This window comes from Pseudomonas sp. s4 (assembly GCF_046764235.1).
Taxonomy (GTDB): Bacteria; Pseudomonadota; Gammaproteobacteria; order Pseudomonadales; family Pseudomonadaceae; genus Aquipseudomonas; species Aquipseudomonas asiatica.
Genome location: NZ_CP177209.1, coordinates 6236472 through 6249417 on the forward strand (window position 1 = coordinate 6236472; position 12946 = coordinate 6249417).

The window sequence follows — 12946 nt, forward strand, 5'->3', positions numbered from 1 at the left end:
TGGACGCCAACCCGCCCAGTTAAACGAACGTGGAGAGTGGTGGTTTGACTATTCCTTGCGACATTCTGGTCTTCGGCGGCACCGGCGATCTGGCCCTGCACAAACTGCTTCCGGCGCTCTACCACCTGTTTCGCGAGGCCCGTCTGAACAACGCCGTGCGGATCATCGCGCTGGCACGACGCAACTTGCCACGTAACGATTATCTCAAGCTCGCCGAACGCCATTGCCGGGCACAGATTGCCCGCAGCGACTTCGACGAAGAGGTCTGGCAGCGGTTTTCCGCGCGGGTCGACTATTTCGCCATGGATGCTTCGCAAAGCGCCGACTTCGGTCGCCTGGCGCGCTACCTGGGCGAACCCGGCGGCTTGACGCGCATCTTCTACCTGGCCACCGCCCCCAATCTGTTCGTGCCGATTGCCAAGCACCTGCATAACGCCGGCCTGGCAGACACTGAGGCGCGCATCGTGCTGGAAAAGCCGATCGGCCACTCGCTGGAATCGGCTACCGCCATCAACGAAGCGATTGGCGCAGTGCTGGAGGAAAACCAGGTATTTCGCATCGACCACTACCTGGGCAAGGAAACCGTGCAGAACCTCATGGCCCTGCGTTTTGCCAACGCCCTGCTGGAGCCGGTGTGGCGCAACAACCAGGTTGATCACGTGCAGATCAGCGTTTGCGAGACCCTGGGTGTAGAGAACCGTGGTGCCTACTACGACCGCGCCGGGGCGACCCGCGACATGTTGCAGAACCACCTGCTTCAGCTGCTATGCCTGGTGGCCATGGAGCCCCCCGCGCAGTTCGAGGCCGAAGCGGTGCGTGACGAGAAAGTGAAGATCCTGCGGGCCCTCAAGCCCATCACTGGCCAGGACGTGCAGGACAAGACCGTACGCGGCCAGTATGGCGCCGGGCGCATCGGCGGCCAGGAAGTGCCGGCTTATTACTTCGAAAAGGACGTCGACAACGACAGCGACACCGAAACCTTCATCGCCATCGAGGCGCACATCGACAATTGGCGCTGGGCGGGCGTGCCCTTCTACCTGCGTACCGGCAAGCGCATGGCACGGCGCTCATCGCAGATCGTCATCCAGTTCAAGCCGGTGCCCCACGAGCTTTTCAATGGTGGCCAGGTCAACCAGCTGCTGATTCAGCTGCAACCGGACGAACGCATCAGCCTGCGCATGATGACCAAGAGCCCAGGCAAGGGCATGCGCCTGGAACCTGTGGACCTGGACCTGAACCTGGCCCAGGTGTTCAGCCAGACCCGCCGCTGGGACGCCTACGAGCGCCTGCTGCTGGATGTGCTGGAGGGCGACTCGACGCTGTTCATGCGCCGCGATGAAGTGGAAGCGGCCTGGGCCTGGATCGACCCGATCATCAAGGGCTGTGAAGAGCACTTCCAGGCGCCGCGACCGTACCCGGCAGGCTGTAATGGGCCAGAGCAAGCCAACAGCCTGCTCGCCAGGCACGGCAGGCACTGGCATAGCTGAAGCACTGCCCTGCTCCCCTGGCAGGCCAAAGGGCAGAAAGTAGCCCAGCGCACTGGCGCTACTTTCAACCCGAGACAGGAGCAGGCAATGGCTACTATCACCAACCTCGTTGCAATCAACGACATCGCCCACGGCAAGCAGGTTTTCAGGGTTCACGGCACCGTTACGGTCGCCTCCCCGGCCGTAGAACCGGTGCTGGTCGAACCCAAGCTGCGCCACAGGGGTGGCTGGGAAGTGCTTGAGCTTCAACTTCTGGATAGCGGCGCAATCACTCCGCAGGTGCTGACGGAAAAAACCGTGGCTTTCGAGCGTGCAGGCGGCACTGGCTGGAAAACCGTGGAGATCATTCATGCAGACGGTTCGCAGCGCTGCGAAATTCGTACCATCGAGGCGATTGACTGAGCCGCTGCCGGCCAGGTCGCCCGAGCGGTGGCCTGGCACCTTCCATCGGCTCGATGAACGGACATGTGGCAGGTGAATATTTATACAGTAGAGGTTTGCCCCATTTCCTGCCGCGCCCTAGAATGGCCCGATGCGCACAGACGACCTCTCCCTCCTGCTGAACTCCCTCAACGATGCCCAACGCCAGGCCGTAGCGGCCACGCTCGGGCGTCAACTGGTGCTTGCTGGCGCCGGTTCCGGTAAAACCCGCGTGCTGGTGCACCGCATTGCCTGGCTGATCCAGGTGGAGCAGGCATCGCCGCACTCGATCCTGTCGGTGACCTTCACCAACAAGGCCGCGGCAGAAATGCGCCAGCGTATCGAGCAACTGCTGGGTATCAACCCGGCGGGCATGTGGGTCGGCACCTTCCACGGCCTGGCCCATCGCCTACTGCGGGCCCATTGGCAGGAAGCGAGGCTGGTGCAGAACTTCCAGATCCTCGACAGCGACGACCAGCAGCGCCTGATCAAGCGGGTGATGCGCGAGTTGGGCCTGGACGAGCAGAAATGGCCGGCACGCCAGGCCCAGTGGTTCATCAACGGGCAAAAGGACGAAGGCCTGCGTCCACAGCATATCCAGGCCGGGGGCGACCTGTTCCTGTCGACCATGCGCGACGTCTATACCGCCTATGAGCAGGCCTGCGAGCGCGCCGGGGTCATCGACTTCTCCGAACTGCTGCTGCGCGCCCTGGACTTGTGGCGCGACCACCCGGGCCTGCTGGAGCACTACCAGCGGCGCTTCCGCCACGTGCTGGTGGACGAGTTCCAGGATACCAACGCCGTGCAGTACGCCTGGCTGCGCCTGCTGGCGCGCGGCGGTGACAGCCTGATGGCGGTGGGCGATGACGACCAGTCGATCTACGGCTGGCGCGGTGCCAAGATCGAGAACATTCACCAGTACACTGCCGACTTCCCCGACGCCGAGATGATCCGCCTGGAGCAGAACTACCGCTCCACCGGTGGCATCCTCAAGGCGGCGAACGCACTGATCGCCAACAACAGCGGGCGCCTGGGCAAAGAGCTGTGGACCGACATGGGTGAAGGCGAACCGCTGACCCTGTATGCGGCCTACAACGAGCACGACGAAGCGCGCTACGTGGTGGAAACCATCGAGAGCCTGGTCAAGAAGGGCAATGCGCGCAACGAGATCGCCATACTGTACCGTTCCAACGCCCAGTCGCGGGTGCTGGAAGAAGCCCTGCTGCGCGAACGCATCCCCTACCGCATCTACGGTGGCCAGCGCTTCTTCGAGCGCGCCGAAATCAAGAACGCCATGGCTTACCTGCGGCTGATAGAAGGCCGCGGTAACGATGCTGCCCTGGAACGGGTGATCAACGTGCCGCCACGTGGCATTGGCGAAAAAACTGTCGAAGCCATACGCGAGCACGCCCGCCACAGCCAGCTGTCGATGTGGGAAGCAATGTGCCAGCTGCTTGCCGCCAAAGCCCTGAAAGGCCGCGCTGCCAGTGCCCTGGGTGCATTTATCGAGCTGATCGAAGGGTTAGCTGCCAAGGTCGTGGACATGCCGCTGCATACCATGACCCAAACCACCATCGAGCAGTCCGGGCTGATCATCTACCATCAGGAAGAAAAGGGTGAGAAGGGCCAGGCACGGGTAGAAAACCTTGAGGAACTGGTCAGCGCAGCGCGCAACTTCGAGTCTACCGACGAAGACGCCGACCTCTCGCCTCTCTCGGCATTCCTTGGCCACGCCTCGCTCGAAGCAGGCGATACACAGGCCGACGAGCATGAAGACAGCGTCCAGCTGATGACCTTGCACAGTGCCAAGGGCCTGGAGTTTCCGTATGTGTTCCTGGTGGGCATGGAAGAAGGCCTGTTCCCGCATAAGATGAGCCTGGAAGAGCCTGGCCGCCTGGAAGAGGAACGCCGCCTGGCTTATGTGGGTATCACCCGCGCCATGCGCCAGCTGGTCATGACCTACGCCGAAACGCGTCGCCTGTATGGCAGCGAGACTTACAACAAGGTGTCACGTTTCGTACGCGAAATTCCGGCAGGCTTGGTTCAGGAAGTGCGCCTGTCCAACAGCGTCAGCCGACCGTTCGGCGGGGCCAAGACGGCCACGAACAGCAACCTGTTCGCCAATGCCAGCATTCCGCAGACCGCGTTCAACCTTGGCCAACGTGTGCAGCACGCGGTGTTTGGCGAGGGTGTGATCCTCAACTTCGAGGGCTCCGGCGCCCAGGCGCGTGTGCAGGTGAATTTTGCCGAAGGGAGCAAGTGGCTGATGCTGGGGTATGCCAAGCTCGAGGCCATCTGAAAGCCTGCGCGGTCCCTTGTAGGAGCGGCCTTGTGTCGCGATAGGGCCGCAAAGCGGCCCCACAATCATGGCGTCGACGCTGATATCTTAGGGCTGCTTCGCAGCCCTTTCGCGACACAAGGCCGCCCCTACAGGTCCGTCATAAGCACCTTGTAACATTCAGGCAAAAGCTCGAAACATTATGTCGCTGGTCATGTGCCCGGGAACCTGTGCACCATGAAGCGCGTGCAATCCACAACAGGGGATATCCCACTTATGCAACGTTTTCTTAGCATCGCTCTGGCGCTCTGCGTCGGCCTGACGCTGAGCCTGGACGCCAACGCCAAGCGTTTTGGCGGCGGCAAGAGCTCGGGCTCCGCGCCTATTCACCAGACCCGCCAGGCCACGCCAACCACGCCTGCCGCCGCGCCGACCGCACCTGGCCGTGCCGCTCCGGCCGCCAGCGGTGCTTCGCGCTGGTTAGGCCCTCTGGCCGGCCTCGCCGCCGGTGGCCTGCTGGCTTCCATGTTCATGGGCGACGGTTTCGAAGGCTTCCAGATCATGGACTTCCTGATCGTGGCGCTCATCGCCTTCCTGGTGTTCCGCTTCATCGCCGCGCGCCGTCGCCAGCAGCAGCCGCAAATGGCCATGCCGGGCCATGCGCCGATGCAGCGTGAAACTCACGCGCAGCCGGCCCAGCCGTCGATCTTCGGTGGTTCGGCCGCACCTGCTGCCGCAGCCGCCCCGGTGATCAACGCCCCGGCCTGGTTCAACGAGCAGAACTTCCTGGCTGCTGCCCGTAACCACTTCCAGGCGCTGCAGCAGCACTGGGACGCCAACGAGATGGACAAGATCGCCGAGTTCGTCACCCCGCAGATGCTCGAGTTCCTCAAGCGCGAGCGCGCCGAACTGGGTGATGGCTTCCAGTCCACCTACATCGACAACCTCGAGGTACAGCTGGACGGTGTTGACGACCGCGCCGACCGTACCGACGCCACCCTGACCTTCCGTGGCGTGTCGAAGAACTCGCGCTTCGACCAGGGCGAAGTGTTCAGCGAAAGCTGGCACATGGTTCGCGCCCAGGGCGAAAACCAGCCTTGGCTGGTGGCCGGTATCCGTCAAAACGGCTAACCGCTGCGTGCTGCACAAAAAACCCCGGGCCTGTCCCGGGTTTTTTGCTTTTGCCAGAGTGGCCTACTAGGGTATAACGCGCAGCGTTGTCATCTAGGTCAGAGGAAGTGAACCGTGGAAGAAGTGATCGAACAACTCCGTGAAGCCAACGAGCCAGTGCCGGTGCCCCTTGAGCTTCCCGACGAGGACCTGCTGGTCGAAATCGAAGAAGAGCTGTTCATTAACATTCCTTTCGTGTTCAAGGAGTTCCTGCTGACCGTCAGTGACGTGGTGTATGGCTCACTGGAGCCGGTGACCGTTACCGACCCACAGTCACATACCTACCTGCCCGACGTCGCCGCCAACGCCTGGGATGCCGGCGTGCCACGTGACCTGATTCCACTGTGCCAGGACGGCGACAACTACTACTGCGTCGAAGAGGATGGCACCGTGGTGCTGTGGGATGCCGAAGAGGAAATCGTCGGTGAAGACAGCTGGGAATCGGTGTGGCACTGGGCGCGGGATGTCTGGCTGGAGAGCTGATCTCTATTCCATTGCCCAGGCCCTGATTGGATTTAGCAGGGTCCTGTGGGAGCGTCGCGCTTACGAATTGAGTTCTCCGATCTGAGACAGAGAATTATGGCCTAGTGCCATCTATACAGTTAAAATCGCCAGGCTTTCTGCGCCTGGCGACATCGCTACCGCTCCATCCCCTCGGACGACGGTGAAATCTTGCGCAGGGAGCATTGCCCTCTTCAGTGCGTATTCTCGCGGCTGTTCTCCAGCGTCTCCAGCAAGGCAATCTGCATGCGCGTATGCACGCGGATAAACCAGCGCCACAGCAAGGCCACCACCACTGCAGCCACCACGGCGATCACCAGCAGCAGCTCGCTGGTCGGTAGAATGCTCGCCGACAGCGCCGACAGCAGCAGGAAAATCACCAGCAGCGACAACAACGGAATCACCTCGGCAATAACTCGTCGCACGCGCTGAGTATGCCGTCCGGCCGTTTCCGGTTTGACGCCCATCTCTGCCAGTAGCATCGACAGCGCCTTGAGCTTGCGATAGGCCGCAATCAGGAATGGTAACGACAGCAATAACGCTACCCCCCAGATCAGCGCTTTCTGTTGGCTGGTATCGCTGACCCACTCGCTGAGCCAGTTGCCGATCCGCCCGGCGAAATAGCCACCACTGAAGAAGATGGCGATCACCAGCGCCAGGTTCACCCCAACCTGCAACAGGATGCGCCGGATCATCGCCGCGAGCATGGCGCCCTCGCCCTGCGGCTGGATGCTGCGCAACCATTCGCCATACAACGACAACACCCGCGCCAGGCGGCTGGGCACCACCTTGCCCAGCTTGAGCGACAGCGGGTCGGCGGCACGGATCAGGTAGGGTGTCAGCAGCGTGGTGATTGCCGATACCGCCACAGCCACCGGGTAGAGGAAGTCGCTGGTCACCTGCAGAGTCATGCCCAGCGCGGCGATGATGAAAGAAAACTCGCCAATCTGCGAAAGCCCCATGCCCACCCGCAGCGATGTGCGCCCGTCATTGCCTGCAATGAACGCGCCCATGCCACACGACAACATCTTGCCCAACACCACCGCTAGGGTAATGACCACGATCGGCCAGGCGTAGTCGATCAACACCTGGGGGTCGATCATCAGCCCGATGGCGACGAAGAAGATGGCGCTGAACAGGTCGCGTACCGGTTCGATCAGGCTCTCGATCTTCAGCAACTGGCGCGACTCGGCCATGATCGCGCCAATCAGGAAGGCGCCAAGCACCATGCTGTACTCGAGCTTCACCACCAGCAGGCAGAAGCCGAAGCACAGGCCCAATACGGTTATCAGCAGCATCTCGTTGCTTTCGAACCTGGCCACGTAGGCCAGCAGGCGCGGCACCAGCAGGATGCCGATGACCAGCGCAACGATCATGAACAGCGACAGCTTGCCGACAGTGGAGAACACCTCGCCCGAGCTGACCGTGCCGCTGACGGCGATGCCCGATAGCAGGGCGATGATGCCGATACCGAGGATGTCCTCGACGATCAGCACGCCGAATATCAGCTGGGCGAAACGCTCGTTCTTCATCTTCAGGTCGTTGAGCGCCTTGACGATGATGGTGGTCGAGGAAATCGCCAGGATGGCGCCGAGGAACAGCGAATCCATGGTGTTCCAGCCGAACCAGCGGCCGATCTCGAAGCCGATCCAGATCATCAGCACAATTTCCAGGAACGCCGCGATGAACGCCGTGGCGCCTACCTTGAACAGCTTGCGCAGGCTGAATTCGAGCCCCAGGCAGAACATCAGGAAGATCACCCCCAGCTCGGCGAGGGTCTTGATGGTGTCTTCATCGTGGATCAGGCCGAACGGTGGGGTGTGCGGGCCGATGATGAAGCCGGCGACGATGTAGCCCAACACCACGGGCTGCTTGAGGCGGTGAAAGAGAATGGTGACCACGCCAGCAACCAGCATGATGACTGCCAGGTCCTGGATGAAGCTGATGGCATGCATGGCGTGATACTCCTTTTCTCGTCCGTTGCTGGATGCCTGGGCAGACCGCTCCTCTGCCAAGGCAACCCTGAGCGAGCAGCAAGTACTTACTGTTTTGAATGCAGGAAAAGCCCATGTTGCATGGGTGCAGTCAGGTTAACATCGCACCCCGCCGCAAAAAGGCGGTGCAATATGCAGAAACAGATCGGCTGGAAAAGCGCCGCTGATGGCATGATCGGCGTGACGATGGAGCGTCAGCCAACGTCCCGTATCAGGAAGGCAAATTCAAAAGAGGGGAACAGAAGTGTCTGCAGATAATGCCCCCCATTCGCCCGATTCAGCGCAACCTCACCGTGAGCACACTATGGAACCTGGAAACGCCCAGCTGAGCATGACCGTCCTGATGACCCCGGACATGGCCAACTTTTCTGGCAACGTACATGGCGGCACCCTGCTCAAGTACCTCGACGAAGTGGCCTATGCGTGCGCCAGCCGCTATGCCGGCAGCTATGTAGTCACCCTGTCGGTCGACCAGGTGATCTTCCGTGAGCCGGTGCACGTGGGTGAACTTGTGACCTTCCTGGCGTCGGTCAACTACACCGGCAACACCTCGATGGAGGTGGGCATCAAGGTGGTGACCGAGAACATCCGCGAGCGCTCGGTGCGCCATTCCAACAGCTGCTTCTTCACCATGGTCGCGGTCGACGACAACCGTCGCCCGGTGCAGGTGCCGCCGCGCCAGCCGCAAAGCAGTGAAGAAAAGCGCCGTTTCCTGCAGGGCCAGCAGCGCCGACAGATCCGCCAGGAGCTGGAAAAGCGCTACCAGGACCTGAAAACCGACGCGATTTAAAGCGCCAGCAGCTGTGCCTCGAAGCGTACCCTTGGGTGCGCAATGCGGTCCTGGGCCCGCACCAGTTGCAGTTCATAGCTGGAGCAGGCCTGGGTTTCGAGCAGCACTTCGTGTACGGCCGCAGCGGTGAATTCGAACGCCTGCACCCAGCTGTCTCCGAGTAGGACGCGGGCCAGGAACAGGCCTGAGGTCAGGTCACCCACCCCTACCGGCTGCCGCGGGAACGCCAGCAGCGGGCGGCGCAGGTGCCAGCTTTGCTCGGCGGTCACCAGCAGCATCTCGAACTGGTCCTCGGCGCGCCCGGGGTAAGCAAGGTGCTTGACCAGCACCACCTGCGGCCCGCGCTGCAACAGGCTGCGCGCCATGTTCACGCAGTCCTCCAGCGACTGCGCTCGGCGGCCACAGAAGCTGTCCAGCTCCAGCTGGTTGGGGCACAGGATGTCGGCCCTGGTAGCCGCCTCATCGAGCAGGAACTCGCTCACTTCCGCTGGCACGATACAGCCCTTCTCAGGGTGCCCCATGACCGGGTCGCAAAGGTACAAAGCCTTTGGGTTGACTGCCTTGATCCGCTCGACGCCGGCCAGAATCGCCCGACCTTGTTCGGCACTGCCCAGGTAACCGGACAGCACCGCGTCGCAATGGCCCAGCTCGCCGATGTTGGAAATGCCTTCCACCAACGCAGGAATTTGCGCAGGGGCAAGCACTTCACCTGCCCACTGGCCATACTGTGTGTGATTGGAGAACTGCACGGTATTGAGCGGCCACACATTGACCCCGATACGCTGCATGGGAAACACCGCGGCGCTGTTGCCGGCGTGGCCGAACACCACGTGGGACTGGATGGCGAGCAGGTGCGGGGTACGTTTCATGCGGGAGGTTTCCAAAGCTGTTTCAGGGATTGTGCGCGACGCAGTATGAACTCGATTGCCACCTGTACGACAGGCCAGGGACGCAGTTAAGCTGGATCGACCTGTTTGGAGCATATGCAAATGTTGACCCTGGAAAACCTCTTCGTCCTGATGCTGGTCGCTACGGCAGGCGCCTGGTTGTGGCACAACCACGGGTTGCGCGAGAAAGCCCTGGAACGGGTCAAACAGCATTGCGCCAAGCTCGACCTCGAACTGCTCGACGACGCGGTCGCACTCAAGCGTATCGCCTTTGTCCGTGACGCCAACGGCCGCAAGCGCCTGGCGCGCGTCTACGCCTTCGAGTTCACCGTCACGGGCGAGCAGCGCCACCCCGGTACCGTGACCCAGTTCGGCGCCCACAGCGTGCAGATTGAACTGGCGCCCTACCCGTTCGAGATCAAGACCCCACCGCGCACCGACAATGTCATCGAGATGCAGCAGTGGCGCCAGGAGCACAACCGCTGGCGCAACTGATCAGTTGACACGACATTCGCTCAACCCGGCCTGCAGCGCGGATTGCGATTGCGGCTGGTCGAAAATCAGCTCGATACGCGTATCCCTGCGCCAGTCGCTGGGCTGCCAGGCGGGCATGTCCCCATTCAGGCCATTGAATGATTGCCAACCCTCCACGCTGTGGATAACCCCTTTCGCGCGCCGCCACGGCCAAGCCCGCAAGAACGCCTGCAGCCGCTGTGGATAAAACTGCTGGCCAGGGTGCCAGCGCCAGCCGATGCTCCAACCCCCCTCTCCCTGCTGTGCAAGACAGATCGGCTGCCCGGGGTCTGCCCATAGCGCTGCCGGTGGATTTACAAGATTGTCGACAATACTGTTATCCACAAGCGAGCTGTCGACAATGCCATGGGGTACAGCCGGAAGGTCCGACAAGGGCAGCCAACCTTGGACGGTCCAGAATATTTTCTTTTCATTAAATTTCTTATTTATCAACAACTTAGTGTTTTCATCCACAGCCTCTGATTTGTTCAAGACAACGCTCTCAGCAGCATCGAACGCCTGCTGTTGAGCCTCCGGAAGCTGTTCGTTCCGGACCATCGACTGCGCGTCGACGACCATCAGCAATGGCTGTATTGTCAGCACTCCAGTCCAATGGGCTTTTTGCAACTGAGCAAGCAACTGCAAGGGATGACCCAGTCCGGACGGCTCTATGAACAGCCGGTCAGGGCGGGATTTGCGCAGCAGTCGGCCCAGGCCCACCTGGAACGGCATGCCATTGACGCAGCACAGGCAGCCACCTGCGACCTCGCCGATGGCGATGCCGTCTTCGTCACGGCTGAGCAAGGCCGCATCCAGGCCTACCAGGCCGAATTCGTTGATCAATACCGCCCAGCGCTCATTGGCCGGGCGCTGGGCCAGCAGGTTACGGATCAGGGTGGTCTTGCCGGCCCCCAGCGGGCCGGCAATCACGTGGGTGGGAATGTTCTGCAGCATGGGGAGGCTTCGGGCGATGGCGATGCCTCACTATGCGCCGTCAGGCCAGCCAGTCAAGGCTGAGCAGCAGGCGCCCCTGCTGCCCCGATGGCGACCGATGCACCAGACCCGCGCCTTCGTTGCCCTGCCACTTTTCACCTTTGAGCACCGCCACATCGCCAGCTTGCAAGTACTGAACGTTATCCACAGGAAGTATTGCTGTGTGTAAGTTGCCACGAGGGCTCGCGTCCTCTTTCAACCACTCGCTACCTGGACCTGCGTAGGTAGTGAGCAGACGCAGCGGTACGTTATCCACATGGAAGCGCGGGCACATAGGGCCGGTCAGTACCCGCAGGCGCAAACCAACCCGCTGCGCACCCACCAGGCAGGTATAGGCCGCCACCAGCCAGGCCACATCTGCCACGAATGCCTCATAGCCGTGCAAGTCGGCCGCTTCGCGCAAGAGTTCGGTGAATACCGGCATGTGCCGCTCGTCCACATCGATGACGCGCTGGTCTGCCAAGGGCTGGCCGAGGCTAACCACCAGCGCGGCAAAGTCCTCCAGTTGCGGCGGCAAACGTCGGCGCCATACCGCCAGGTTTACGCCATCCTGCAGCACATCGGTCAGCACCTGCGGTGTCTCGCCAAATACCTGGAAAATATCCACAGGCTTGCGTGCAGGGTTCATGCTGCGGCCTCCTCATGCCATGAACCGAACGGATCGGGCAGGCGCAACCAGCCCATGTGCCCCAATTCCATTTCCTGATCGGTCAAAAGGCATGCATCGAGTGCTGTGGATAATTTTTCGAAGTCGATATTCTGCCCGATGAACACCAGTTCCTGGCGGCAGTCACCGCTCTCGGCAACCCAGTTCTTCAAGATCGCGGCAGTGTTATCCACATCCTGTGGCCACTGCTCGCGCGGCACGAAACGCCACCAGCGGCCCGCCAAGCCATGGCGCATCATGCCGCCTGCCTGCGACCAGCTTCCAGCTTCCTGGTATTTGCTGGCCAGCCAGAAAAAACCTTTCGAACGCAGCAGGCGGCCATTGCTCCAGGGCTTGTGGATAAAGTCGAAAAAGCGCTGTGGATGAAAGGGGCGCCGGGCCTGCCAGGTGGTGGCGGCAATGCCATACTCTTCGGTTTCCGGCACATGCTCGCCGCGCAACTCTTGCAGCCAGCCCGGTGCCTGGGCGGCCTGGTCGAAGTCGAACAGGCCGGTGTCGAGGATGCGGTCCAGCGGTACCTGGCCCATGACCATGGGCACGATCTGCGCCCGAGCATTGAGGCTGCGCAGAATGGCCATGAGCTCTTCGCGCTCGTGCTGGCTGATCAGGTCGATCTTGCTCAGCAACAGTACATCGGCGAACTCGATCTGCTCGATCAGCAAGTCACTGATTGAGCGCTCGTCTTCCTCACCCAGGGTTTCGCCACGGCTGGCCAGGCTGTCTGCTGCCTGGTAATCACGCAGGAAGTTCAGGCCATCGACCACAGTGACCATGGTGTCCAGGCGCGCCATGTCGGACAGGCTACGGCCCTGTTCGTCGCGGAAGGTGAAGGTCTCGGCCACAGGCAGTGGCTCCGAGATCCCCGTGGACTCGATCAGCAAATAATCGAAACGCCCTTCTTCAGCCAGCCGCGCCACTTCCTCGAGCAGGTCTTCACGCAGCGTGCAGCAGATGCAGCCATTGCTCATTTCCACCAACTTCTCCTCGGCACGGTTGAGGCTTACGTTGCGCTGCACCTCGCTCGCATCGATGTTGATTTCGCTCATGTCATTGACGATGACCGCGACTCGCAGGTTGTCGCGGTTACGCAGCACATGGTTGAGCAAGGTGCTCTTGCCGGCGCCAAGGAAGCCGGATAGCACGGTGACAGGGAGACGGTTGGACATGGCGAAACCTCTTCAGGCGAGCGCATTCGAAACGATGCATTGCACAATGTTATAAAGTAACAATACAATTTCGCCAAGCC

Annotated in this window: 12 protein-coding genes; 7 read left to right on the forward strand and 5 right to left on the reverse strand. The window is 61.3% G+C overall.

Annotated elements, in window-relative coordinates; translation table 11 throughout:
- Window positions 1–44 precede the first annotated feature (44 nt).
- From zwf to ACK56M_RS28915, 5 genes are all read left to right on the forward strand, one after another.
- A complete protein-coding gene (gene zwf / locus ACK56M_RS28895; RefSeq protein ID WP_015272365.1) occupies window positions 45–1487 on the forward strand; it encodes a glucose-6-phosphate dehydrogenase in 1443 nt (480 codons plus the stop codon).
- Window positions 1488–1574: 87 nt separating this feature from the next.
- The gene (locus ACK56M_RS28900) at window positions 1575–1889 is read left to right on the forward strand and encodes a hypothetical protein (RefSeq protein WP_015272366.1); all 315 of its coding nucleotides are present in this window, start codon (window positions 1575–1577) and stop codon (window positions 1887–1889) included.
- A gap of 130 nt (window positions 1890–2019) precedes the next feature.
- Window positions 2020–4206, forward strand: a complete 2187-nt coding sequence (uvrD, locus tag ACK56M_RS28905) for a DNA helicase II (protein ID WP_015272367.1) — start codon at window positions 2020–2022, stop codon at window positions 4204–4206.
- 255 nt (window positions 4207–4461) lie between these two features.
- Window positions 4462–5316, forward strand: coding sequence for a Tim44 domain-containing protein (locus ACK56M_RS28910; RefSeq protein ID WP_003260050.1), 855 nt, complete (start codon window positions 4462–4464; stop codon window positions 5314–5316).
- Window positions 5317–5430: 114 nt separating this feature from the next.
- Window positions 5431–5838 (forward strand): SMI1/KNR4 family protein, encoded by a 408-nt coding sequence (locus tag ACK56M_RS28915; protein ID WP_013974843.1) that lies wholly within the window; start codon window positions 5431–5433, stop codon window positions 5836–5838.
- Between the two features lie 212 nt (window positions 5839–6050).
- On the opposite strand, the gene ACK56M_RS28920 is transcribed toward ACK56M_RS28915, so the two are convergent.
- Entirely contained in the window at window positions 6051–7811 is a 1761-nt protein-coding gene (locus tag ACK56M_RS28920; RefSeq protein WP_015272368.1) for a cation:proton antiporter, read from the reverse strand.
- Between the two features lie 343 nt (window positions 7812–8154).
- On the opposite strand from ACK56M_RS28920, the gene ACK56M_RS28925 reads away from it, so the two are divergent.
- Entirely contained in the window at window positions 8155–8640 is a 486-nt protein-coding gene (locus ACK56M_RS28925) for an acyl-CoA thioesterase (RefSeq protein ID WP_003260046.1), read from the forward strand.
- On the opposite strand, the gene pdxY is transcribed toward ACK56M_RS28925, so the two are convergent.
- Complete coding sequence (gene pdxY, locus ACK56M_RS28930; RefSeq protein ID WP_013974845.1) at window positions 8637–9509, reverse strand: pyridoxal kinase PdxY; 873 nt, start codon at window positions 9507–9509, stop codon at window positions 8637–8639. The two genes, ACK56M_RS28925 and pdxY, sit on opposite strands and share 4 nt — an antisense overlap.
- A gap of 120 nt (window positions 9510–9629) precedes the next feature.
- Here pdxY and ACK56M_RS28935 point away from each other — a divergent pair, with 120 nt between their 5' ends.
- The gene (locus tag ACK56M_RS28935) at window positions 9630–10022 is read left to right on the forward strand and encodes a DUF3301 domain-containing protein (protein WP_015272369.1); all 393 of its coding nucleotides are present in this window, start codon (window positions 9630–9632) and stop codon (window positions 10020–10022) included.
- Here ACK56M_RS28935 and ACK56M_RS28940 read toward each other — a convergent pair whose 3' ends face one another.
- The 3 genes from ACK56M_RS28940 to zigA are packed head-to-tail and all read right to left on the reverse strand — an operon-like array spanning window position 10023 to window position 12866.
- Entirely contained in the window at window positions 10023–10994 is a 972-nt protein-coding gene (locus ACK56M_RS28940; protein WP_054572032.1) for a CobW family GTP-binding protein, read from the reverse strand.
- Between the two features lie 40 nt (window positions 10995–11034).
- The gene (locus tag ACK56M_RS28945; RefSeq protein ID WP_015272371.1) at window positions 11035–11661 is read right to left on the reverse strand and encodes a DUF1826 domain-containing protein; all 627 of its coding nucleotides are present in this window, start codon (window positions 11659–11661) and stop codon (window positions 11035–11037) included.
- On the reverse strand, window positions 11658–12866 hold the full coding sequence (gene zigA, locus ACK56M_RS28950; RefSeq protein WP_054572034.1) for a zinc metallochaperone GTPase ZigA: 1209 nt from the start codon (window positions 12864–12866) through the stop codon (window positions 11658–11660). The genes ACK56M_RS28945 and zigA overlap by 4 nt, the downstream gene beginning before the upstream one ends.
- Window positions 12867–12946 lie beyond the last annotated feature (80 nt).